This is a genomic window from Acinetobacter sp. 2JN-4 (assembly GCF_003687745.1).
In the GTDB taxonomy this organism is placed as follows: domain Bacteria; phylum Pseudomonadota; class Gammaproteobacteria; order Pseudomonadales; family Moraxellaceae; genus Acinetobacter; species Acinetobacter halotolerans.
Genome location: NZ_RDNY01000004.1, coordinates 147,792 through 171,192, shown reverse-complemented (window position 1 = coordinate 171,192; position 23,401 = coordinate 147,792). Strand labels below are relative to the sequence as shown.

20 protein-coding genes are annotated in these 23,401 nt (G+C 41.2%); 6 read left to right on the top strand and 14 right to left on the bottom strand.

Translation table 11 applies throughout. The annotated features are described in order from the left end of the window. Window positions 1–3: 3 nt before the first annotated feature. The gene (locus tag EAH57_RS07750; protein ID WP_121929558.1) at window positions 4–2,610 is read right to left on the bottom strand and encodes a type VI secretion system Vgr family protein; all 2,607 of its coding nucleotides are present in this window, start codon (window positions 2,608–2,610) and stop codon (window positions 4–6) included. 142 nt (window positions 2,611–2,752) lie between these two features. Between EAH57_RS07750 and EAH57_RS07745 the strand changes: the two genes are divergently transcribed. Both EAH57_RS07745 and nth read left to right on the top strand, forming a co-directional pair. Further along, window positions 2,753–3,592: an RnfABCDGE type electron transport complex subunit B gene (locus EAH57_RS07745; protein ID WP_265936493.1), complete on the top strand. Its 840-nt coding sequence runs from the start codon at window positions 2,753–2,755 to the stop codon at window positions 3,590–3,592. Continuing rightward, window positions 3,593–4,279 carry an endonuclease III gene (gene nth / locus EAH57_RS07740; protein WP_121929556.1) on the top strand — a complete coding sequence of 229 codons (687 nt, stop codon included), beginning with the start codon at window positions 3,593–3,595 and terminating at the stop codon, window positions 4,277–4,279. It begins immediately after the preceding gene. Here nth and EAH57_RS07735 read toward each other — a convergent pair. The 4 genes from EAH57_RS07735 to EAH57_RS07720 all read right to left on the bottom strand — a co-directional run bounded on the left by EAH57_RS07735 (window position 4,276) and on the right by EAH57_RS07720 (window position 7,152). Next, window positions 4,276–4,464, bottom strand: coding sequence for a hypothetical protein (locus EAH57_RS07735; RefSeq protein WP_004670461.1), 189 nt, complete (start codon window positions 4,462–4,464; stop codon window positions 4,276–4,278). The two genes, nth and EAH57_RS07735, sit on opposite strands and share 4 nt — an antisense overlap. 59 nt (window positions 4,465–4,523) lie before the next feature. Beyond that, a complete protein-coding gene (gene adk / locus EAH57_RS07730) occupies window positions 4,524–5,177 on the bottom strand; it encodes an adenylate kinase (protein WP_004670460.1) in 654 nt (217 codons plus the stop codon). A gap of 82 nt (window positions 5,178–5,259) precedes the next feature. After that, window positions 5,260–6,573, bottom strand: coding sequence for a hypothetical protein (locus EAH57_RS07725; protein WP_004670459.1), 1,314 nt, complete (start codon window positions 6,571–6,573; stop codon window positions 5,260–5,262). 60 nt (window positions 6,574–6,633) lie between these two features. Further along, a complete protein-coding gene (locus EAH57_RS07720) occupies window positions 6,634–7,152 on the bottom strand; it encodes a hypothetical protein (protein ID WP_121929555.1) in 519 nt (172 codons plus the stop codon). Between the two features lie 239 nt (window positions 7,153–7,391). On the opposite strand from EAH57_RS07720, the gene mrdA reads away from it, so the two are divergent. Then, window positions 7,392–9,410, top strand: a complete 2,019-nt coding sequence (gene mrdA, locus EAH57_RS07715) for a penicillin-binding protein 2 (RefSeq protein WP_121929554.1) — start codon at window positions 7,392–7,394, stop codon at window positions 9,408–9,410. Continuing rightward, complete coding sequence (gene rsmD / locus EAH57_RS07710) at window positions 9,410–9,961, top strand: 16S rRNA (guanine(966)-N(2))-methyltransferase RsmD (RefSeq protein WP_121929553.1); 552 nt, start codon at window positions 9,410–9,412, stop codon at window positions 9,959–9,961. Before mrdA ends, rsmD begins: the two co-directional genes overlap by 1 nt. On the opposite strand, the gene EAH57_RS07705 is transcribed toward rsmD, so the two are convergent. After that, entirely contained in the window at window positions 9,958–10,353 is a 396-nt protein-coding gene (locus EAH57_RS07705; RefSeq protein WP_121929697.1) for a hypothetical protein, read from the bottom strand. The genes rsmD and EAH57_RS07705 overlap by 4 nt on opposite strands. A gap of 143 nt (window positions 10,354–10,496) precedes the next feature. Between EAH57_RS07705 and EAH57_RS07700 the strand changes: the two genes are divergently transcribed. Both EAH57_RS07700 and EAH57_RS07695 read left to right on the top strand, forming a co-directional pair. After that, window positions 10,497–10,832, top strand: coding sequence for a hypothetical protein (locus EAH57_RS07700; protein WP_121929552.1), 336 nt, complete (start codon window positions 10,497–10,499; stop codon window positions 10,830–10,832). A 52-nt stretch (window positions 10,833–10,884) separates the two neighbouring features. After that, on the top strand, window positions 10,885–11,535 hold the full coding sequence (locus tag EAH57_RS07695) for a DUF2238 domain-containing protein (RefSeq protein ID WP_121929551.1): 651 nt from the start codon (window positions 10,885–10,887) through the stop codon (window positions 11,533–11,535). Window positions 11,536–11,549: 14 nt separating this feature from the next. Here EAH57_RS07695 and blp2 read toward each other — a convergent pair whose 3' ends face one another. The 8 genes from blp2 to EAH57_RS07655 all read right to left on the bottom strand — a co-directional run bounded on the left by blp2 (window position 11,550) and on the right by EAH57_RS07655 (window position 23,146). After that, window positions 11,550–13,724, bottom strand: a complete 2,175-nt coding sequence (gene blp2, locus EAH57_RS07690; protein WP_121929550.1) for an Ig-like repeat protein Blp2 — start codon at window positions 13,722–13,724, stop codon at window positions 11,550–11,552. A 252-nt stretch (window positions 13,725–13,976) separates the two neighbouring features. After that, entirely contained in the window at window positions 13,977–14,939 is a 963-nt protein-coding gene (gene sohB, locus EAH57_RS07685; RefSeq protein ID WP_121929549.1) for a protease SohB, read from the bottom strand. Window positions 14,940–15,120: 181 nt separating this feature from the next. Next, entirely contained in the window at window positions 15,121–16,032 is a 912-nt protein-coding gene (pstB, locus tag EAH57_RS07680) for a phosphate ABC transporter ATP-binding protein PstB (RefSeq protein WP_121929548.1), read from the bottom strand. A 14-nt stretch (window positions 16,033–16,046) separates the two neighbouring features. After that, window positions 16,047–17,444 carry a phosphate ABC transporter permease PstA gene (pstA, locus tag EAH57_RS07675; RefSeq protein WP_121929547.1) on the bottom strand — a complete coding sequence of 466 codons (1,398 nt, stop codon included), beginning with the start codon at window positions 17,442–17,444 and terminating at the stop codon, window positions 16,047–16,049. Next, entirely contained in the window at window positions 17,441–18,820 is a 1,380-nt protein-coding gene (gene pstC / locus EAH57_RS07670; protein ID WP_121929546.1) for a phosphate ABC transporter permease subunit PstC, read from the bottom strand. The genes pstA and pstC overlap by 4 nt, the downstream gene beginning before the upstream one ends. 104 nt (window positions 18,821–18,924) lie before the next feature. Beyond that, complete coding sequence (locus EAH57_RS07665; protein ID WP_121929545.1) at window positions 18,925–19,956, bottom strand: substrate-binding domain-containing protein; 1,032 nt, start codon at window positions 19,954–19,956, stop codon at window positions 18,925–18,927. Window positions 19,957–20,239: 283 nt separating this feature from the next. After that, window positions 20,240–21,772, bottom strand: a complete 1,533-nt coding sequence (locus tag EAH57_RS07660; protein WP_121929544.1) for a pyridoxal phosphate-dependent decarboxylase family protein — start codon at window positions 21,770–21,772, stop codon at window positions 20,240–20,242. A 3-nt stretch (window positions 21,773–21,775) separates the two neighbouring features. Continuing rightward, complete coding sequence (locus EAH57_RS07655; RefSeq protein ID WP_121929543.1) at window positions 21,776–23,146, bottom strand: diaminobutyrate--2-oxoglutarate transaminase; 1,371 nt, start codon at window positions 23,144–23,146, stop codon at window positions 21,776–21,778. Between the last annotated feature and the right edge of the window lie 255 nt (window positions 23,147–23,401).

The following is a 23,401-nucleotide window of genomic DNA, read 5'->3' as shown; positions in this document are numbered from 1 at the left end:
CAATCACGATAAATCCACCTTGGCAGAACCATTTTGAGCAGCTTGAGTTTGCTTCGCAGAACAATCTGGTAAATCAATCGCAGGCGTACTGACAGATGCCCCGCTCTTAAACAAATGCTGCCCAGCTTTCACCTCGAACTTGCCACCCATCGTTGGGAAAATTCCATCACTACTGATTTCAATTTGTGATCCACCTGCAGTAATAATAATTTTCTTTGGAGAAGTAATCTCAATACGCCCTTCAGTTGAGATCACCTGTATATCTTTACGGGCAATGAAGTCAGCAGCATCACCTTGTGCCTGTATCTCAAACTTACCTTTTGCTGCAACTTGCTTAATTCCACCTTGTGCTGCAAATAGACTGATCTTTTGACTGGCTTGGGCGATTAAATTCTTTTGCGTGGTCAGGTTAATACTGTCCCCTGCAAATTGGTTTAGTTGTCCATCCGCAGAAAGGTGTATATCTTCTGCGGTGCTGAGTCCAATGCCATTTGGAGAACTCAGCAATAGCATCGCTTGTTCGAAACGAGAAATTTTCTCTTGAATTTGCTCCGCAAAAGCTTGTAATTGCTCTACCGATTCTAATTCATCCGTTTGTTGATTCTTCGCCACTTCACTGAGGGCTTTGGCATTGTTTTGGTTGCCTTCCAGTTGTTGTTTGGCTGTTTGCGCTTCGAGGTGTTCACCTTGTGCTTGTTGTTGTGCATGGGTGGTGATAAGTAAACCTTCGCCTGCTCGGATCGCGCCCCATTGGTCAGTGCGTAGTTCAAAGCCTTCGCCTCGGTCTTCGCTTTCTGCTTCTGATTTGGGATGGCTGAGTTTACCGAGATTGAGTTGGCTGGCTGCATGGCTGCTTTGTAGTTGTGCGCTGATCTGTCCTGTGGTGTCGTCAAAGCGGAGTTGGTTGTAACCTGTGCCTTGGACTTCTTTGGATTTAATCCCTGCGAGTTTCTTGGTATCTGGCAGTTGTCCTTGGTCATCAAATTTGGTCGGACTGCGTTGTGCTTCGTGCAGTCGTCCTGTGACATAGGGTCGGTCGATGTTGCCGTCAAAGAAGTCAATCACCACGATTTCACCGATACGTGGCAGGAAGCGTGCGCCGTAGCCTTCGCCTGCCCATGGCGTCAGGACATCCACCCATGCTGAATCAGTATCGTTGTCGTTACTGCCTGCGCCACCATCGTGGCTATGGTCGTCATTTCGGGTGAACAGAAAGCGGACTTTGATTCTGCCCCATTCATCGACATGGATTTCTTTACCTGCGGGTCCGACCACTTTGGCGCGTTGTGGATGGGCTGCTGGGCGGTGTTGTAGTGGCTGGTATTCGGGTACTGTTTTGATGGTTCGACGTTGTAGCGTCAGTTGGTTGGCTTGGCGTTCTGCTGAGTTGGTACTGTTATTTTGCCACTGACTTTGGTCAATTAAGCTTTGGATTTGTTGGTTTAAGTCTTTGGGTAGGTTGTTTTGGTTGTAGTAGTTTTTAGCAATGATCAGAAATTCTTGGTCTGATCCGCTGTGTTGATCGATCTCTGGGTGTTCATTCAGTTTAAACCAGTAGCCCACTTGGCTATCGCGTACGGTGCTATGGGCAATAAATTGTTTGGCTTGGGCATCGTGGTAGTGGCCGAGGTTTTGGTTGAGTTTTTCAATTTGGTTGTTGCCTGATGCAGTTGCGCCATCTTCGCCTTTGAGGTCTTGCATCCATGCTGGGGTGAAGTGCCATGCATCTTCGAGTCCCAAGCTGGTATTGTCGTGTTGTTCGCTATGCCGATGTTTGCTTTGGACGCTGCCTGCACCGTCTTCTTGTTCTAAGGCATCAGCTTGCCAGCGTTGGATATGCACTGCGGTCGGTTGTAGAGAGCGTTCCGCAATGAGGCTGGTCATGCTGTCGTATTGTTCGGTGGCACTGCTACGGTGGTAGCGAATCGTTCTTCGATTTAAGGCTTGGTATTGGTTGTTGTCATCGATCAAGCGGAGTTTTTGGGCTTGGATCGGGCTGTTGCTGTTGGCAACGTTGTGTTGGGCTTCATCGATCAGCCAGTTAATGCCTTCGCTTCTGAGCAGTCGTGTAATGAAATCATAGTCGCTTTCATTGGCTTGCATCACAAAGGGTCGGACATCGTAGTCTTGTGTCACGCCGCTAATATCAAGCGTAAGACTGGATGCGAATAAGGGACTGCGTTGTTGCCATTCTCTGAAAAGGGTTTGAACAATATCCAGTACGGTTTTATTCATAAACACGCGGCTGTTACGGCGTTTATGCCAAAGTGCAGTAGGGTCTTGCAGTTTGAGTTTATATAGGGTCAAACTTCCATCAGACTGCCCTTGTACGGCCTCAGTGATGATGCCTGTAGTTCTAAATAATGTGCCTGTGTCAGTCACTTGATCGACGGCGACCTGAGAGCCAATGAATTGTTTTAATGGGATGGTGGCATTGGTTGATAGGCAGATCAGTTCTGCTGTCATGCCAGTATTGAGTTGATGTTGCCCTTGTATTTTTTGTAGGAATACTGCTGTGTTTAAGGCAGAGTTGGCAAATTGAATATGTATCGCGCGTTTCTGTGCGGTTAAGCCTAATTGCGACAATGCTTGGAATATGTTGTTCAACATTTTTATAAAATATTTACTAAAATCTGCCCGATTCTATAATAAACATACAAGTTAGTCTATGTTTTTAATGTCAAACTTTTGAAACGATCACTTTACCCAATGTGAAATCCAATGCACCGATGACTCGTCGCGCTAAACTATTATTTGCTATACTACCTGTCCTGTTTTCCGCTACACCTTTTCCATGTCGCTATCTGCACAACGATCTCTTATTGTTCAAATTGACCAACTTTTACCACAAACTCAGTGCGGTTTATGTGGGCATCGTGATGGATGTTTGCCTTATGCCAAGTCGATTGCAGAAGGTGAAGCAGCCAATAAGTGTGTTCCGGGTGGACAACCTGTTGCCGACGCGCTAGCAATATTGCTACAACGTCCTCATCTCACTGCCGAGCCAAGTGTTTGGGATATACAGACAGATGGGCGACCGCAAAGAATGAAAGCAATCATTCGAGAAGATGAATGTATAGGTTGTACCAAATGTATCAGTGCGTGTCCTGTTGATGCCATCATCGGTAGTGGTAAACTGATGCATAGTATTTTGACTGACCTGTGTACAGGGTGTGAATTGTGTATTCCTCCTTGTCCTGTCGATTGCATAGATTTGGTTGCAGACCCAGAACCTATTCCTACAGCAGAACAACGAACGTTAGAACAAAACCAATTAAGACAACGTTATTACGCACATATTCAACGTGAAGAAAAACGTCGTGTCAGTCGTAAAGGGCCTATCGTACGTGCAGAAATTGATATTGAGTTCTTTGCTCAATTTTCACAAGCCTCAAATAATATTCCGACGATTACCTTAGCAGACAAACCTAAAGAAAATCCTGTTCTGGATGCCAAAACAACCATTGAACTTGCTAAAACTCGCACTCAAATTAAGAAGTTAGAAAAGCAACTCAGTGTCCGTCCAGATGAACAAAAACAAGCCCAGCTCATTGCACTTCAACAACGTTTAAACGAGCTACAGGAAATCTAAATGCCCGTTAAAAATATGACCAAAAAGCAGATTCAAACCTTTTTTGAGCGTTTACGTGAACAGCGACCAAACCCTGAAACGGAACTCAATTATTCATCACCATTTGAGTTATTAATTGCGGTCATGCTTTCAGCACAAGCCACCGATGTCAGTGTAAATAAAGCCACCGACAAACTTTATCCGATTGCGAATACTGCTCAAGCCATTTTCAACCTCGGTGTAGACGGTTTAAAAACCTATATAAAAACCATTGGCTTATATAACTCTAAAGCTGAAAATGTCATCAAAACTTGTGGTATTTTGCTGGAACAACATCAAGGTCAAGTGCCTGAAACACGCCAAGCGCTCGAAGCTTTGCCCGGTGTAGGTCGAAAAACAGCGAATGTGGTGTTAAATACGGCTTTTGGACAACCTGCAATGGCGGTAGATACCCATATTTTTCGTGTCGGTAATCGCACAGGTTTAGCCATTGGCAAGAATGTTTTAGAGGTAGAGCATCGCTTAGTTAAAGTCATTCCAAAAGAATTTATTTTAGACGCTCATCATTGGTTAATTTTACATGGTCGTTATTGCTGTATTGCACGTAAACCCAAGTGTAATGAGTGTATCGTTTCTGATGTATGCAACTGGCCTGAGCGTTTTGAATTTGGCGCTGCCAAAGCAATTCCAATCAAAAATCTCACTTAATCCTGAGTCTCTTTATTCTTGTTCTTTTGCAATTCAGGATGTAACTGACGTTCTTTGCCATTTTTCTTATTTTCCAAAGCTTGTTGCGCTTGCACATGGCGCAGCATTTTTTGACTTTGGTAAAGTAAGAATAACAATAATGCAAAACTTAAAATAACAGCGGCGATCAAGACAATTTTTAGCATTTTTTCTCCAAAATAAAAAGAGCCCTATATTCAGAGCTCTTTTCAATTAGCAATCCAAATTATTTATCTAGGATCGCAAATAAATCTGTTTGCACATTTTCAATCGCACGTAAACCATCTAACTTATTGTAAGTTGGTGCGTTCTCACCAGAAGCTGCACGGCCTTGGTAGAAACCAACCAATTGTTCAGTTTCGGTGTGATAAGACGTTAGACGCTTACGAATCGTAGCTTCTTGATCATCAGGACGCTGTACCAACTCTTCACCTGTTTCATCATCTTTACCTTCCACTTTTGGTGGATTGTAAACAATGTGATAGACACGACCAGAAGCTGGGTGCTGACGACGACCTGAAAGACGCTGAACAATCTCTTCATCTGGTACATCAATTTCAATCACATGATCAATACTGATACCCGCTGATTCTAATGCTTCAGCTTGTGGGATCGTACGTGGGAAACCGTCAAAAATACAACCATTTTCACAGTCAGGCTGAGCAATACGTTCTTTAACCAAGCCAATAATCAGCTCGTCAGATACTAAGCCACCTGACTCCATCACGCTTTTCGCTTTTAAGCCAAGTTCAGTACCTTCACGAATTGCAGCACGGAGCATATCACCGGTTGAAATTTGTGGGATATTGTAGCGCTTACAGATCAACTGAGCTTGAGTACCTTTGCCTGCCCCAGGTGGTCCGAGTAAAATAATGCGCATAAAGAACATCCTCATCTAAAAACAATAAATTTTAAATTGAGCAATATCATACAGAGTTATCACTCAACCAACATCAAATTAATTATAAGAAAGCAACAAATAAGTGAATTAAACCAGCTAAGAAACCAGTTACCCCACCCAGTACAATTAAAATCCATTCATCTTCTTGGAATGCAGGACGTAATAAGTTCTGGAACTCTTTCGGTGTTAGTTCACGGATACGCTCTCTAAACATATGAAAGATTTTCTGCGCACGGCTTGCATTCAAGGCTGGATCACATACTGGACCCATGGTAATTTCAATTGAACGATCAATCAAGTCGGTCTTTAGTCTAGCATACTCCCTAGGACCTAAAGATAACTGCAACGAGGTGCGTACCAATGGGGTTTCCATGATTTCATTGATATGACGTTTAACAATACGGCGTGTTTTATCTTTCTTACTGCCATACATCATTTCGGTCATAATTGACTTCAAGGTAATCAAATCTTCAGTCACTACACTCGCAAATACATCAGAAACTTCTTCCTGACGCTTCATAAATGCACCTTGAACATTATAAGTCCCAATCTTAAGGACTGGCACAACCCAAGGGAATTTGCGGTCTTTGGTCAAACGGAAAAACTGTGGATAACGAACAGGATGCGGTTGAATTGGATTGAATACCATCCAAATTGCGATCCAGTTGGTTAAGAAACCCCATATCGCAGCCCAAAATGGCACTGTCCAATGCCAAGGCACTACGAACCATACAATCATCTGGAAGATACCGAAGAACATCCCGATGAGTGCACTAATATGCCAAATAAAGTTAATTTCTTTTTGTCCAACCTTGAGGAACATGCGCACCATTAAACGGCGATCACCTTCCATCTGGCTAACCACCATTTCGCGCATATCAACCAATGACTCAACATTCAAAGTCAACTCAGTGACAAGCTCTCTCAAGGTGGTTGGTAATTGCTTATGTGCCTGTGCATAAATACGGCGTTTAATGGAATAAGGTAAGTTTTCCCATAACACAGCATTGCGATCAATCATGACTTCATCAATCAGATGTTCAAGCTCAAAACCAACTTGCTCACCAATGATCATCGCCATGTCTTCAGGATCCATTGCTTCTAAAAACTCGCGCAATGATCCCAATTTAGACAGGGTATTATCGGTAATAATGCCTGAAATACGCCCCGCTTTGCGTGGCACGATTCCTTGCCATCCGACTGGCAATGGCCCTAAGTGAAATCCCCAAAAATTAATTGGGTAGAACACCATTTTTAAAGCCATCCACACATGTGCCCAAGTCACAAAAGCAGTTACAGGTATAATACTGAGGACTGCCCAAAAATCTGGACGTGCTAAAAAAATCTGCCACAATTCATTGACGTAATCAAACATGCATGACTCTCAGAATTATTGATACATGATGGCTATATAAAATGAACAGTGCGCTCACCCCTATAAACCAAAACTTAACGAATATGAAAATTGCAGCGTTGGTTCAGTTTTCTCAATCACGTTTCCACGATCATTTTTGAGTTTTTCACCCGCTCCAATTCCCACACTAAAGGTACTGATGCGTTCTGAATTTAGCCACACGAACGCAAGATCTACACCCGCGCCTAAACGCGCTTTTTCTTCACCATCAATTTGTTTACTTTCTATATGGCCGGCATATGCACCGATGTAATAACCATTTTTATCTGTGCCAGTAAGATGATACGGATAGCGAAATCCGACTTGTCCCCCTGCTGGATTTTCATCATTTAAAAAAACACCCGCTTTGGCATAGGCGATCCCATAAGGATTTACCCACTCAAGATTGGCATGTAATAATTTTTTGGTAAAACCAGCCCCAACGTTCCACGTTGAAACATTTGCCCCTGTCAATTTTGCTTCGGGAAGATATGCTTTCTCTCCAGCATGCGCTAAACCATTTGATGCTAAAACCGCGAGTAAAAGATAAATTTTTCTCATTATTTTCTCCATTTTCCCTAAGAGTGTATATTGGTCTTTCCATTTCAAACAGTTTGTGACTTTAACAGAATTATTTTGCTTCTAATATACAAGACCGTACAATTTTAATGTCTGCAAAGTCAAAAACTGTCGCGTCATCATTTGCATGAAGTGTTGAAAATTCTACAGTAAGATCATGCAACTTACGTTAAAATGTTTAGCCAATCCACCCCTCAATCGTATAATTAAGCCGACACCCTATGAAACAGCACTTTCTTTTAAAAAACATGCAACAAGAAAAGCGCATTTATAAGGGTCGAATTTTGTTTGCAATGTTTCTGGTTGCGACTTTTTTACTTTTACTGATTTGTCGTTATGCATATTTACAGATTGTTCATTACGATGATTTTACAACGGCATCAGATAAGAACAGAATTCGCTTGCAGCCACTGCCGCCTGCTCGCGGTTATATTTATGACCGCAATGGTATCCTGTTAGCAGACAATTATCCTGTATTTACAGCCACGCTCAGTCGTGCTGATGTCACCGATATTGACGATAGCATTGAGCGCTTAGTTCCAATCCTAAACCTCACACAAGAAGACGTTGACCGATTTAAAAGCCGTGTAAAAACAGCACGTAAGACTGAGCGAATCACCATTAAACTAAATCTGACAGAAGTAGATATTGCCAAATTTAGTGAAGTCAAATATGCATTTCCAGGCGTAAAAATAGAAACACAAATGACCCGCTATTATCCATTTGGCGAGTTGTTTGCGCATGTAATTGGCTATGTGGGGCGTATTAACGATAAAGAACTCAAAGCGATTGATAAAGATTTATATGCTGGTACCAACCTCATTGGCAAAATAGGGGTGGAAAAAAGTTATGAAGAACTGTTACATGGCATGCCCGGTTACGAGTCAGTTGAAGCTGATGCTCACGGCAATGTGCTGCGCAATCTAGGGCGTAAAGACCCCACTCGCGGTAATGATTTATATTTATCACTAGACTATGGTTTACAAACCATTGCGTCTGAGCAACTTGCAGGACGTCGTGGTGCGATTGTGGCAATGGACCCGCGTACAGGTGAAATTTTAGCACTGGTATCTAGTCCCAGCTTTAACCCTAATTTATTCGTAACTGGAATTAGTTACAAAGATTATGGCGAGCTGCGTGACAATCTAGATCAACCCCTCTTTAACCGTGCAGTTCAAGGGGTATATCCCCCAGGATCAACCATTAAACCGATGTTCGGTTTAGGGGGGATCCATTATGGATTAGTGGATTGGAATACAGCGATTTCCGATCCAGGTTATTTCTCACTACCGGGAGATAGTCACCGCTTCCGTGACCACAAAAAGAGTGGTCATGGTCTCGTCAATATGCACAAAGCACAAATTGTTTCATGCGATACCTATTTTTATGTACTGTCTTATCGCATGGGCATTGAAAAAATGAATGAGTGGATGCGTCAATTCGGTTTTGGTGAAAAAACAGGAATTGATTTGCCGAGTGAAAGTACAGGTTTATACCCTAGTCCTGCATGGAAAATGCGTACCCGAAATGCCAAATGGCTAAAAGGTGAGACGATTTCAGTGAGTATCGGACAAGGTGCTTTTACCTCAACACCTTTACAGTTAGCAATGGCAACCGCAATTACCGCCAATCAAGGTGCACACGTAACTCCTCACGTATTACGTGAAACCAAAGGTACCAAAAAATATGATGTCCACAATGCACCAAATGGGCAAATTAAGTTTAATGGAACACTCGATGATTGGATCAAAATGCGTGAGGCAATGGTCGATGTCATTCAATCAGGTACAGGTCGAGGCATCAAAAGCGGTCTACAATATTCCATTGCAGGTAAAACAGGGACAGCCCAAGTTAAAAGTATTGCGCAAGGCAAGCGTTACAATGAAGCGGCACTTTCTGAACGCCAGCGCGATCATGGTCTATTTGTTGGTTTTGCACCTGCTGAAAATCCTGAAATTGCGATTGCTGTAGTTTGGGAAAATGGTCGAAGTGGCGGTGCAGCAACACAAATTGCTCGTCCAATCTTCGATTATTGGCTGGTAAAACGTAAAAATGATCCATTGCGCCCAGCTCGCCATCAAGTCAGTGGTGGTCTCATGACCGCTGGTATTAAACCAGGTGAATTACCAAGTGGTAATGGAACAACTGAAGCCACACAAAATACCAATGCTGCCATTTCTACCAATAATACCCCAGCGACAACAACTCCTGCTCAAGCAAGTGAAGGAGCAACTGAATAATGAAAAATCAATTGCGTATTATTGGTGGAGAATGGAAACGCCGAACACTCCCCTTTGCCAATATTGAAGGTTTACGACCTACACCCGATCGGGTTCGCGAAACTTTATTCAACTGGCTGATGTGGGATATTCAAAATACACAGGTCTTGGATTTATGCACAGGATCAGGCGCACTTGCCTTTGAAGCCCTGTCACGTGGCGCCGCAAAGGTGGTCATGATCGAACCGAATACAACTCAAGCCAATTTTTTAAAAGAAAATATCCAACTGTTAAAAGCCCAAAACTGCCAATTAATCGTATCAACAGCACAACAGGCTTTAAAGAAATTAAGCACGTCATCATTTGATGTGGTCTTCCTCGATCCACCTTATAGTCTTGATCTATGGCAAGAACTGGCTGAATTGGCTGATCCATTGATTGCAGAAAAAGCTTATATTTATGTTGAAGCTGATCGAGATCTATCTCAACTCAAACTTCCAGCCTCATGGCAAAAAGTTAAAGAAACCAAAGCTGGTATGGTTAGAGCAGCGCTATATCAAAAAGTAGCTTAAAAAATACGCAACCAAAAGAATCGAATCAACTGTCCACGATCATAAGGGAAACTGGATAAGTATTCATAACCGATCCGATTGCTTTGATTGAGTTGATAAACGATGCCATAACCCAGTGAAATTGAGAAATCGTCCAAGGACAAGTTTGTCGTATCGCCTGTTAACATTTTTTGATTAAACTGATTGGTTTGATACGCCGTGTAGTTATACACACGCCAACGTTCATCTTGAAAAAATTGATTATGCAAAACGGAGTAATCGGCCTGCCTCTGTGGGTAAGCAGAATCAAATTTTTCTTCAGCATCATCGTTCGACTCAGCAAAAAAATTATAATCTTCAGCATTAGAGTGACAAGATACAAATAACAACAGCGCAATCAGAAAACCTTGCATCATTTACATAAAAATCTTATTGATCATAGAGCAACATAGCATAGCGTTTAAAATAATTTTTATCATGTTAGACATAAAAGATTAATATATAAAATCAATCTTTTATACAATAATGCGAACTCTTAAATTTTATCTTATCTCTCATGAAGCTTTTTTTATTGTCTATTGTACCTTTAATCTTAACTGGTTGTATCTTTGGACAATCAAATGAAATAAAACGTGCCGAAAAACTCTTGCTAAATTTTCAATGCAATAATATCGAAACCAACCAACTTCCTACCTCATCTATCAGCAACTTTCACCAACAAACCCTTGCAGTAAATAAAGAAAAAGTGTCAACTTACATCGACCAATATAAAAATGGTGAAAATCTTTTTGATATTCCTTTGGATGAGGTTATAGAACAAAAATATCAATTATATAAACAAGCTTGTCAGGCACTTGGCGGAGTATCTCCACAAAGCATCCCAACACATTAGAATCTATTGATTAAAAAGAATGTAATGTGTCTGACTACATTTTGGAAATGGCATGATCGAGAAACAATTGAGTTTAAAGCATTACATCGCACTCGCTATACTTCTGCTGGCTGCACTTGTTGCCAGTTTTCAGCCACTTGAATTTGATTCATACCTGCTCCATCAGGCAGGTACAGTTTTGATGCTGATTGCGCTATTCATTAGCATTAAAAAAATTGGCATCAGTTTTCTCAGTTTTTGTTTATATTTATCCTTTCTTTTTATTCATATCATTGGTGCACATTATTTATACTCACATGTTCCTTATAACGAATGGATCGCAAAACTATTTAACTTCGATCTAGACCAAACTATGGGTTGGTCACGCAATATGTATGATCGGCTGGTCCATTTTGCCTATGGGGTATTGCTCTACCCCTTTTTCTATCGCTGCTTTCAAGTGTGGTTTCCTACTGCAACGCCGTTTACGCTTTTCTTATTGGTCATACAATTTGTAATGGCGTCCAGTATGGTTTATGAACTACTAGAATGGGGGCTTTCAATAGGTTTATCACCAGAAGATGCTGAGAACTATAATGGTCAACAAGGTGATATGTGGGATGCGCACAAAGATATGTTTCTTGCTACTGTAGGTGCAATTCTCATCGGAACAATTCAACTGTATAAAGAAAAACTCCTATCCGAAAATAAGAGTTTGACTTGATACCATTCCGCTTATTAAACGATTGAATGCTGCACTACTTCTAACTGTTCAAAAGGATCAGATTTCATTACTTGTGCATATTCAACATGTGTTGAATATGCCGCTTGAGTCGTGACCGCAGCAGTTGATTCCGTCACTACATACTGATTGAGTACATCATCAACTTGGTGATCAGAAGAATCTGATGAGAGCAGTAAATCATCTATTAGCATGTTTTTAAGCTCTGGCGGTTCATCAAAAGTTACTATCGAATCGCTTTCCAAAGCCGCTAAATCAATGGACTCTACTAAAAAAACTTCAATTGGATCTGCTTCTAAATTTTCACTAAACGCAATTGTATCGGCCGTTATTGGAGCAACCACAGTAAAACTAAAAGAATCGCTCATCTCACTGGTATTCCCAGCAGCATCAGTCTGTGTGAGTGTGATCTTATGTGATCCCAAAGCGAGATCATTACTTAACTCGAAAGTCCATTTTCCATCATTTCCGACAGTCGCTGTCCCGATCGGTTGACCATTATCATAAATGGTTAAAACAGCTTTGGCTTCCCCTTTTCCAGATAAAGTCGGTCTAGCATCATCGGTGCTGCCACCTGCTGAAATTGCACCTTTTACATCTCCAACATCATCTATAACTTTTTCTAATATTGGCTTAGTTGGCGCAATGGTATCTTTATTTCCCACAACATTTGTTTCAACAGAACGATTTTCTGCTGCATCAATCACATAAACCTTACCGATATTTTTATCAGTCAAAGCTGGTGATACAGCAATAGTGAATTTCCCATCCGCTCCAACTGTACCCGTACCGATAATTTTTCCATCCGCACTTCTGATTTCTATTTTGGCATTAGCTTCAGCTGTTCCAGAAATCGAGTCTCCATCAGCGGTGATTTGTACTGAGGCTTTATCAGGTGCAATAGTGTCTTTTCCTGCGCTAATTTCCACAGGCTTAGATTGGTTTCCTGCCGCATCTTCAATAATAATTGAACCTTTTTCGCCTGAAGCTAGTGCAGGAGAAATATTCACCTCAAATTTACCTTGTACATCAACCGTACCACTTCCAATCACATTCCCATTCGCATCTTTAATAATGACATTAGCATTAGCCTCAGCTTTTCCGTAGATAGAAGTACCTTCTTTATTCACCTCAATCAAAGGTTGTTCAGGTGCAACCGTATCTTTGCCCGCAACCACATTTGAAGGTTCCGACTTATTTCCAGCCGCATCCTCTGCTACGACCGTTCCTCCATTTTCACTGGTTAATGGGGGTGAAACCTGTATCGAATATATCCCCTCTTTATTGGCTTTCACCGTACCTAAAAGATTTCCATCAGCATCAAATATAGACACTTTCGCGTTGGCTTCGGTTTTTCCAGTCACAATTGTTCCATCTGCATTTAATTGTGCAGTGGGTGCTTCGGGGGCAATTGTATCTTTTGTTCCTGTGACAACTGTACCTTGAGAAATATTTCCTGCTTGATCTACTGCTACGACGCTAACCTTATTACCATCGACCAAAGGTTGATCGAGCTTGATGGTATAACTCCCCTGATCATCGGCATGACCAGTAGCGATCACTTTGCCAGTCAGATCTCTAATGATAATCTTGGCCTTTGCTTCTGTTTTTCCTGTGATGGTTTGGGTATCGCTGGATAAAGTAGCGGTGGGTTTTGCTGGAGGAGTAATATCTGATGATTTATTATTATTTTTATCCTTGTCATCATCATCTTTAACTGCCCATAAATAAACTCCTTCCGCAGCCAAAGCAACTAGACCTGCTTTCATCAATTGGGATTTGCTGATCCCCGAATCATCTGCTGCGCTTTGTACTATTGAGGATTGTGCTGGTGCTTCGGTATATGCAAAATGAGATAATTGAGTGGTGGGCACATAACGAATAAATTTGCCTGAATCATCAAATTGCGCAATCTCATATGTGCCATCCTGTTTGACGAGTGCAAGCGTATTTTCAGTAACATTTACATCATTATAAAAACCGCTAATGACAATTTTTTCTCCATTCTTCAATGTAATGATAAGGTCATCACCTTGTTTCATTATGGATTTAATATCTGCTTGAGTTACACCAATCTGAACAATAGAAGGTTGATTAAGAATCACATCTTGCATTTGCGTATCTTGTAACGTCATTAAATTTTTCTTTGAAGAAACCACAACCTTTGTCATTATTATGCTCACTGATCAATTATATTTTTAAACACTTGTCGATTAATGAATAATTAAGTTATTAATCTAGCAATTAAAATATCAAATGATTGCAATCAGAACAATCATTGCTCACAAAAAGTTTTGTCATGTTTATTTAACTGACCATGTGTTCAAATCCACAGCTAAATGTAATTAAAAAAAGTCATTTAAAAATAAAAAAACCAGTCAGGTCGACTGGTTTTATGTAGAAAGAGGCTCATCCAAATTTAATTAGAATTTAGGATCACGCATTTGAACCAAGGTACTGTTCGCTTTAACTAAACTATCAGTAATTTTGTTCATTACAGTCGGAATCAAACTCTCTGCCATTTGTGCAGCTTGTAGACCAAGTTTTTCACCCAAAGTTGGACGTTTACGCGTGTTGATCACATAGACGTCATGCTGTGGCAGTAAGCTCAGCAAATATTCATCAGAAGTCTGTAATTTATCGACCAAATTTAATTCACGCGCATCTTCACCATACCAATGTTCACCTGTTGCAACTTTTTCCACATCCAACTGCGGGCGATATTTTTCAATAAAGTGCTTAAATAGAACATGCGTTTGCTGTAACTCTTCTTCAAACTTGGCTTTGCCTTCAGCAGTGTTTTCACCAAACATAGTAACGGTACGCTTGTACTGCCCAGCGGTATATAGCTCAAAATCAACATTATTATGTTTTAGCAAGCGATTGAAGTTTGGCACCTGTGCAACCACGCCAATTGAACCCACCACCGCAAATGGTGCTGAGATAATTTCATTGGCAATACATGCCATCATATAACCACCGCTTGCAGCAACTTTATCCACACAAATAGTGACGTGAAAGCCTGCATCACGTAAACGTACCAACTGTGCAGCTGCCAAGCCATAGCCATGTACCATTCCACCAGGACTCTCTAGTCGTACTACAACACTATCATGTCCTGCTTTGGCTGTGGCCAATATCAAGGTGATTTCTTCACGAATCGAATCAACTGCCGATGCTTGAATATCCCCTTTAAAGTCGAGTACATAAATTTTTCGGTCATTCTTTTTACGAACTTTTGCTTCTTTAGCAAGTTGTTGAACAAGCTGTAATAATTCCAAACGAGATGCGGTGGTTTGCGTAATCTTTTTTCGTTGTTCATTTACACGCGCATTTAAATGGCTGATACGAATTTCAGCAGGAAATTTAGGTAAATGGAATAACATAAAATAAGTGCTCTTTAGATTCGGCTTTATTGCTCTAAGATGTGGTCTGTTCAATAAAAATTCAATAGTGATTTTGCAAAATAGATTCATTTTCATCGATATAACAAAAAAACATCCAACCAGCCAGACACGAGGTCCAACCCGAAGGATGCTTTTAAGTAGGTTTTACGCGGATAAATAATTAACCGAAACGACCCGTAATATAAGCTTCTGTCAATTGGTGATCAGGTTGAGTAAAGACTTTTTCAGTTGAATTCACTTCAATTAAATCGCCTAAATGGAAATAAGCTGTACGATCAGAAACTCGTGCAGCTTGTTGCATCGAATGCGTTACGATAGCAATGGTATATTGCTCTGAAAGTTCAGAAATCAATTCTTCAATTTTAGCGGTTGCAATCGGATCAAGTGCAGAACACGGCTCATCCATCAAGATCACTTCAGGACTCACTGCAATCGTACGCGCAATACACAAACGTTGTTGCTGACCACCTGACAACCCCGTACCTGGTTGAGTTAAACGATCTTTTACTTCGTCCCATAAACCAGCTTTACGTAAACTATTTTCTACAATTTCTTCTAAATCATATTTATTACGCGCTAGACCATGAAGTTTTGGCCCATATGCAACGTTTTCAAAAATTGACTTTGGAAAAGGATTTGGCTTTTGGAACACCATCCCCACTTGTGCGCGCAACAACACCACATCAAGATTAGGATCATAAATATCTTGTTGATCTAAAGTGACTTTACCTGTTACGCGACAGATATCAATCGTATCGTTCATACGGTTTAAAGTACGTAGAAACGTTGATTTACCGCAACCAGATGGCCCAATAAAAGCGATCACTTCATTCTGGTAAATGTCAAGATCGATACCTTTGATCGCTTCAGTTTCACCATAATAAACATGGACATCTTGCGTACTGATTTTCACATCGCCATGTTGCAGTTTTTTCGTATGGGCAGATGTTTCAAATTGCGCGACAAAAGCTGTACTTTGCTGTGCAGGTTGTTCAGATGATGTAAATTGAGTTTGCTGTGGGTTCACTGATTTATCCTTTTCTAAGGAGTTCGTGGTATCTATAGTATTCATCATGTTATCTCCGATTACCAACGTACTTCAAATTTCTTACGTAACCAAATTGCAAGGCTGTTTAAACCGATCATTAATGCAAGCAACACAATAATTGCTGCCGCAGTTCGCCCTTCAAAGAAATTACGCAACTCATTACCCTGCCATAAGAAAATTTGTACTGGTAATGCCGTAGATTGATCTAATGGTGACGCTGGTACACTTGCTACGAAAGCACTCATACCAATAAGCAATAATGGTGCAGTTTCGCCTAATGCTTGCGCAACCCCAATAATTGCACCGGTTAAAATCCCAGGTAAAGCTAATGGTAAAACATGGTGAAATACCGTTTGTACTCTAGATGCGCCGAGCCCCAAAGCCGCTTGACGAATCGAAGGTGGCACTGCTTTTAATGATGCACGTGTCGTAATAATCACCGTAGGTAATGTCATCAAACTCAGAACTAAACCACCCACCAAAGGCGCTGAAATCGGTAAATGCAGCCAACCGATAAAAATCGAAGCACCCAACAAACCAAAAACAATTGAAGGTACAGCAGCCAAGTTATTAATATTGACTTCAATAATATCCGTTAACCAGTTTTGTTTCGCAAACTCTTCCAGATAAATCGCACTAGCAACGCCAATTGGGATCGAAATAAAGATCACAATCAACATCATAAACAACGAGCCCATGAAAGCACCAGCTAAACCACTTGATGCCAAAGAGCTGCGAGAATCTGGGTTGGTAAATAGGTTAAAGTTAAACGTACTCGAAATGACCCCTTTTTCTTTTAGATCATCTGCAATCTGACGTACTTCTGCGCTCAATTGTTGTTGCTCGTCAGGCAAAGAACGATCAATATTACCTGCCAACCAAACATCAATATTGGCATCAGCAAGAATCTCAATCTCTTGTTTTTTACCGATCAAAGATGGATCTGCGAAAACCATATCACGTAAACGATACGACTCAGAGCTGGTATATAACCTGCTCAAATCATCTTGTTTATCTGCTAAAGACGGATCTTTTGCGACTAGTCCATTGATAATCAATGCATCCCAGTCAACCATTCCCATTTCAGTCTGCCACGCTACATAGCGCTCTTGATAATCGACTGGTGCTTCGCCAGCAATCTGTTTTGGTTTTGGTCCTACGTCAATAATGGCAGGATCAAAATAAACAGGCACGGTCATACTGGCTTGCCAAAATGCAGGTAAACCCTTTGCCAAAATACTCGTAAATAACAGCGCGACAAAGGCCAAACCAAGCACAACAGCAGAAAATCCAAAGAAGCGAAATGCCTTTTCTTTACGATGGCGTTTGCCCAGCGATTTTTCGATTCTTTCTTTACGTTGTGCACGTAACTCTTGCGCCGCTTGTGGATCAAATACATTTTGATCCACAGGAGAAGATGTATTTGATGAACTCATTCGTATTGCTCACGATATTTACGCACAATGTACAATGCGACAATGTTTAAACCTAAAGTAATAACAAACAACGTTAAGCCTAGTGCAAAAGCTACCAAAGCTTGCGGACTAGAGAAATCTGAATCACCTGTTAACTGAGTAACAATGGTCATCGTGACCGTAGAAACCGCTTCAAATGGATTCGCATGTAAAACTGGGCTATTCCCTGCAGCCAGAACCACGATCATGGTTTCGCCAATAGCACGAGAAGCCGCTAATAGAAATGCACCGATAATACCTGGCAATGCTGCTGGAATAATCACGCGACGAATCGTTTCTGATTTGGTCGCTCCTAGCCCCAATGAACCATCACGTAGGGTACGAGGCACTTGAGTAATAATGTCATCCGACAAAGAAGACACAAATGGGATAATCATGATCCCCATGACCAAACCTGCAGTCAGTGCACTTGTTGCATTAATATTAAGACCAACGCTTGCACCTGCCATCTTAATAAATGGACCAATAATCATCATCGCAAATACACCGTACACAATGGTAGGAATACCCGCTAAGACTTCAATGGTTGGTTTTGCCCAAGAACGTAAGCGTGGAGAAGCATATTCGGCGAGATAAATCGCGATCATTAAGCCAACAGGTACTGCAACTAAGAGTGCAATTGCACTCACCATTAGTGTTCCCCACAATAATGGTAATAGTCCGTAACTGCCTGATACTTGACCAACTTGACTAAATCCAGGCTGCCATACGGTACCAAAGAAGAAATCGAAAGGGCTTACGAATTTAAAGAAGTTGAGTGCTTCTCCAAACATCGACATCACGATACCGATGGTGGTGAGGATGGCAACACCCGAACATAAGATCAGTGCGACATTAATTGCACGCTCTACTTGATTACGCGCGCGATACTGTTCACTTATATGTTTTTTGGCCCAAATCAAACCACCCAGCGCGACACTAATGACCACCGCTATTTTTGCAAAGGTCCCGATCGCTTCAAATCTAGCCAGTTGCTGTGCTGCTGCAACTTCATAAGCAACAGGCTCGCCAGTCACACCAAAACCTGATGCAATTGCCTGAACACGACGAATCAATACATCCTGACTAGCGGGATCTAAAGAAGCACTCACTGATGTAGGAATATGATTGAGAATGATATGTTGTAAAATACTCGGTTCAATCAAGTTCCACGTGATCAAAATTAAAAAAGCAGGAATACCACACCACAAAGCAACTAACGCGCCATAATAACCAGGGCGTGAATGTAGTGTGACTGAGTTATTTCCCTTACCTGCTAGGTTACGGCTTTTGCTCAGCCCGATTTGATATGCAATTGCCATGAGGGCTAATAACACACCTATGAGTAGCAGATTCATGTGATCTCCACCGTTTTTCCAATTCCAATCATTTGAAAAAACCTAGTTTGACAAAAAGGCCGATGGTAAATTCCCCTCACCATCAGCCTCTATTAACACCAATATTACTTAAATACTTTACCAGCTTTAAAGTCGGCAAGGATTTTTGCGCGTTCAGCATCAGACAAAGGAATTAAACCCGCTCGTTCTAATTTTGAACCTTTACCAGAAGTCTTCTTGTTCAAGAAGAACTCAACAAACTGCGGTAAACCTTTCACTGATTGTAAATGCTCGCCTTTTACATAGAAGAATAAAGGACGTGATACAGGATATTTACCACTTAAAATCGCTGCTTCTGTTGGTACGATATTGTTTACTTTTGCTACACGTAATTTGTCACGGTTTTGATCATAGAAACTCAAACCAAAAACACCTACCGCACTTGGAGAAGTTTTCAAACGAGCCAATGTTTCGGTATAATCACCCGCGATTTCGATCACACGTCCGCCTTGACGGAAAGTCGTACATGCTTTCTTGTGCGCATCTTTATCTAAGTTTTTAATCTGTTCGTAAGCATTACAGCCTGCATCAACCATTTTTTCTTGGAATACTTCACGCGTACCATGGTTAGAACCTGGGATGACCAAAGTAATAGGTTCATTTGGAAGTGTTTTGTCGATTTGATTCCAATGTGTATATGGGTTTGGAACCATTTTACCATTTGATGGTAACTCTGCTGCAATCGCAGTGAAGACATGGTATGGCTTTAATTTAAACTCTGCTTTCTTAATATTTGATGCAAAAACAATCCCGTCATAACCAATTTTGATTTCATGAATCTTATTCACACCTGCTTTCGCACAAGCTGGAAGTTCGTTGCTGCGCATCGGACGTGAAGAGTTTGCAATATCAATCGTGTTGTCGCCAACACCTTGACAGAATTGTTTCAAACCGCCTGAAGAACCGCCAGAACCGACTACAGGAGTTTTGAACTGTGGGAACGTATTACCAAACTCTTCCGCTGCAATACTTGAAAAAGGCAGTACAGTTGAAGAACCAGCAATCTGAATAGTATCACGAGCTGCATGTGCAGTGGATGCTACAGCTACCCCAGCAAATGTTATAGCAAGTGCGATTTGACGTGGATTTAAGCGCATTCTATTTCTCTCTCATTTATGCAATTTGAATTACAACTCTTTTTGGATTTAAGTGTTGCACTTTGGTTAACTGCATTTTGAATAGATAATATGACAATAAAGTTACAGCTTTATGACGCTTTGATGATGATCAATTTTAGTTGTAAATTATTTGCAGTTTTTTCTAGTTTAGCTATTTTTTATCACAATGCAATGCACCAAAAATTTGGCAACTTCAATCGCCCTTCACCTCCAAAAATGAAAAAGGCACAGATATCTGTGCCTTTTTCAATCGATTCAATGATTAATCGAGCGCTGAAACATACGTTCCTGCAACAATCGCATCTTTAATACGATCAGTCTCAATCAATACCAATGAAAGCAAGTTTTGTACATTCTCAAGCGTTGCCACTGGGCTTAAAGTCGTCATTTTCAATGATTGAACTTGACCAACCTTCGTCACACCAATATTCGCCTCACCACGTGCAAATAATTCATCTGCAACATTTTGATTTAAGCTATCTATGAATTCAGCAGGATAGCCTTCAGGCACAACACGGAACAGCACCGAAGCGAATTGAGGTTCAATCAACAATTCAAGACCATTGGTCGCTTTAATATAGTCAGCAACCTCACGCGTCAATTTCACACCATGATCGATCATCGAACCATAAAGTTCTTCACCCAATGCTTCAACCGTCATCCACAATTTCAACGCATCGAAACGACGCGTCGTTTGTAATGATTTAGACACAAGGTTCGGTACGCCATGTTCTTCATCATAAGCAGAGTTCAGATATTCTGCTTCATAATGCATAAAGCGATAGTTTGCTTCGTCTTTCAATAAGAAAGCACCACAGCTAATGCTTTGGAAATAATGCTTATGGAAATCAAGCGTGATAGAGTCTGATAACTCTATACCGTCAAGCATTGCACGATGGTCGTTCGAAAGTAACAGTGCACCGCCCCAAGCCGCATCAATATGCATCCATGTACCATATTTGGTGGCAATTTCACGAATTTTCTTGAGTGGATCAATTGCACCTGCATCGGTTGTACCTGCTGTAGCAACAACACACGCGACAATTTTACCTTCAGATTGAAGATGCGCCATAGTTTTTTCTAACGCATCGACATCCATTTGTGCATTTTCGTTCACAGGAACGGTTACAACCGACTGGAAGCCCATACCCATCATTGCCATGTTCTTTTGCACAGAAAAGTGTGCATTTTCAGAACAAATGACTTTGACATTTTTCATTGCATCGGCTGGAATACCATCACGCTGTACAGACCATGGCTTGCCATTTTCGTCTTTCCAGTTTTTTGAGATACACCAGTCACGCGCAAGTAAGACACCCATCAAGTTCGACTGTGTACCACCAGAAGTGAACACGCCTGCTTGACCTGCACCATAACCGACTTTTTGACGAAGCCAGTCAATCAACTGCACTTCCATCAATGAACCCGCTGGGCTTTGATCCCATGAATCCATTGATTGGTTAGTCGCATTGATCAACACTTCCGCAATTTGGCTGGTGACCATGGTTGGGCAGTGTAAATGTGCTAATGAGTGCGGATGATGTACTTTTAAACTTTTATTTAGAAAAAGCTCAACCATACGTTGTAATGATTGTTGTACACCTAAACCTTGTTTCGATGGATTAAAAGAAATTGCTGCACGCAAATCTTTAATGCTTCCACCGGTGTACATTTTATCACTTTGCAACCATGCTGAAACGGCTTCGACCGCTTCGCCCATTGCTGACTGATAGTCAGCAATGGATTGAGCATCATTGCAGAGTAACGCTTTACGATGTTCTGCAAAATCAACCATGAATCAGCCTCGCACTGCTTTTAATGCTTCAGCAATCGCTTTTTTGAAGCGAGCAATAACTTCAACACATTCATCTTGATTGATGATCAATGGGCAAAGTAAACGGATAACCGTACCATTGCGACCACCTTTTTCAAGCAATAATTTATTGTTGAAACATGCCGTTTGAATCGCTGCTGCTAACTGCGCATCCGCAGGAAGAGAACCCATATGATCTGCTGCTTTACGTTCGTCAACGATCTCAATACCAATCATTAAACCACGACCACGCACATTACCAATACATGGGAATTCTTGAGCAAGTTTCTTCAGCTCTGTTTGTAAGAAATCACCACGCTGTTGTGCATTTTGGGCAAGGTTTTGTTCCTTGATCACTTGAAGTGATGCTAATCCCGTACCCATTGCGAGTTGATTACCACGGAAAGTCCCTGAATGCGTACCTGGCTGCCAAGCATCAAACTTACGTTTAATACCCAATACCGCAAGCGGTAAGCTACCACCCACAGCTTTTGACATCACGACAACATCAGGCTCAATCCCTGCTTGTTCAAAGGCAAACATTTGACCCGAACGTGCAAAACCAGCTTGAACTTCATCCAAAATTAAAACGATATTGTGCTTTTCAGTCACTTCACGAATTTTTTGCAACCATTTTACAGGTGCAGCGACCACGCCACCTTCGCCTTGGATCGCTTCAAGGATCACTGCAGCAGGTTTAGTTACGCCACTTTCAACATCTTCGATGAAGTTTTCAAAATAGTAAGTTAAAGCATCAACACCAGCTTCACCACCCAAACCAAGTGGGCAGCGGTACTCATGCGGATAAGGCATAAATTGTACGCCCGGCATTAAACCATTGACCGCATTTTTTGCACTCAAATTACCCGTCATCGCCAACGCACCATGAGTCATACCATGGTAACCGCCAGAGAAGCTGATCACAGAACTACGACCAGTATAAGTTTTTGCGAGTTTAATGGCTGCTTCAGTCGCATCTGCGCCTGTAGGTCCACAAAACTGTAAGCAATATTCTTCTTTACCACCTGGCAAATATGCCAAAAGTGCTTCTGTAAACGCATCTTTTAAAGGAGTCGTTAAATCTAAAGTATGTAATGGCAAACCACTTGCCAATGTATCTTGAATACTTTGAATCACCGCAGGATGATTATGACCTAAAGCCAATGTTCCTGCCCCAGCTAGACAATCAAGGTACTCTGTACCTTCAACATCAGTAACCCAGCAGCCTTGCGCTTTTGCTATTGCCAACGGTAGTTTACGAGGATAACTACGAACATTTGATTCCATCTGACTTTGGCGAGTCAAATAATATTCGTTGGTTGCATTAGCGGCAGGATTTACGGAAGTAACGCTCATATCGAATTACCATCTCTGATATGGGTAAAAGAAATAAGTCTGGTGACTTGCGGTCGTAGGACTCGGTGCTTGTTAGAATCTAGTGCAGACACAATGTTTTATATCTTTCAACTAGGAGCGAGATGATACCTAATTTTTAGAGAAAAGAAATACTTTTTATGCCTTACACTGATCTAATATTATTGAAAAAAAAGTTCTTTCAATTAAGTATGATGAATTATCATCATACTATGTGACAAGCGAAAGAAAGTAAGC

What these genes read in the sequence shown, in the direction of transcription:
- EAH57_RS07750 (WP_121929558.1), bottom strand. Translation starts at nt 2,610, where the DNA reads ATGTTGAACAACATATTCCAAGCATTGTCGCAATTAGGCTTAACCGCA.
- nth (WP_121929556.1), top strand. Translation starts at nt 3,593, where the DNA reads ATGCCCGTTAAAAATATGACCAAAAAGCAGATTCAAACCTTTTTTGAG.
- EAH57_RS07735 (WP_004670461.1), bottom strand. Translation starts at nt 4,464, where the DNA reads ATGCTAAAAATTGTCTTGATCGCCGCTGTTATTTTAAGTTTTGCATTA.
- adk (WP_004670460.1), bottom strand. Translation starts at nt 5,177, where the DNA reads ATGCGCATTATTTTACTCGGACCACCTGGGGCAGGCAAAGGTACTCAA.
- EAH57_RS07725 (WP_004670459.1), bottom strand. Translation starts at nt 6,573, where the DNA reads ATGTTTGATTACGTCAATGAATTGTGGCAGATTTTTTTAGCACGTCCA.
- EAH57_RS07720 (WP_121929555.1), bottom strand. Translation starts at nt 7,152, where the DNA reads ATGAGAAAAATTTATCTTTTACTCGCGGTTTTAGCATCAAATGGTTTA.
- mrdA (WP_121929554.1), top strand. Translation starts at nt 7,392, where the DNA reads ATGAAACAGCACTTTCTTTTAAAAAACATGCAACAAGAAAAGCGCATT.
- rsmD (WP_121929553.1), top strand. Translation starts at nt 9,410, where the DNA reads ATGAAAAATCAATTGCGTATTATTGGTGGAGAATGGAAACGCCGAACA.
- EAH57_RS07705 (WP_121929697.1), bottom strand. Translation starts at nt 10,353, where the DNA reads ATGCAAGGTTTTCTGATTGCGCTGTTGTTATTTGTATCTTGTCACTCT.
- EAH57_RS07700 (WP_121929552.1), top strand. Translation starts at nt 10,497, where the DNA reads ATGAAGCTTTTTTTATTGTCTATTGTACCTTTAATCTTAACTGGTTGT.
- EAH57_RS07695 (WP_121929551.1), top strand. Translation starts at nt 10,885, where the DNA reads ATGATCGAGAAACAATTGAGTTTAAAGCATTACATCGCACTCGCTATA.
- blp2 (WP_121929550.1), bottom strand. Translation starts at nt 13,724, where the DNA reads ATGACAAAGGTTGTGGTTTCTTCAAAGAAAAATTTAATGACGTTACAA.
- sohB (WP_121929549.1), bottom strand. Translation starts at nt 14,939, where the DNA reads ATGTTATTCCATTTACCTAAATTTCCTGCTGAAATTCGTATCAGCCAT.
- pstB (WP_121929548.1), bottom strand. Translation starts at nt 16,032, where the DNA reads ATGAATACTATAGATACCACGAACTCCTTAGAAAAGGATAAATCAGTG.
- pstA (WP_121929547.1), bottom strand. Translation starts at nt 17,444, where the DNA reads ATGAGTTCATCAAATACATCTTCTCCTGTGGATCAAAATGTATTTGAT.
- pstC (WP_121929546.1), bottom strand. Translation starts at nt 18,820, where the DNA reads ATGAATCTGCTACTCATAGGTGTGTTATTAGCCCTCATGGCAATTGCA.
- EAH57_RS07665 (WP_121929545.1), bottom strand. Translation starts at nt 19,956, where the DNA reads ATGCGCTTAAATCCACGTCAAATCGCACTTGCTATAACATTTGCTGGG.
- EAH57_RS07660 (WP_121929544.1), bottom strand. Translation starts at nt 21,772, where the DNA reads ATGGTTGATTTTGCAGAACATCGTAAAGCGTTACTCTGCAATGATGCT.
- EAH57_RS07655 (WP_121929543.1), bottom strand. Translation starts at nt 23,146, where the DNA reads ATGAGCGTTACTTCCGTAAATCCTGCCGCTAATGCAACCAACGAATAT.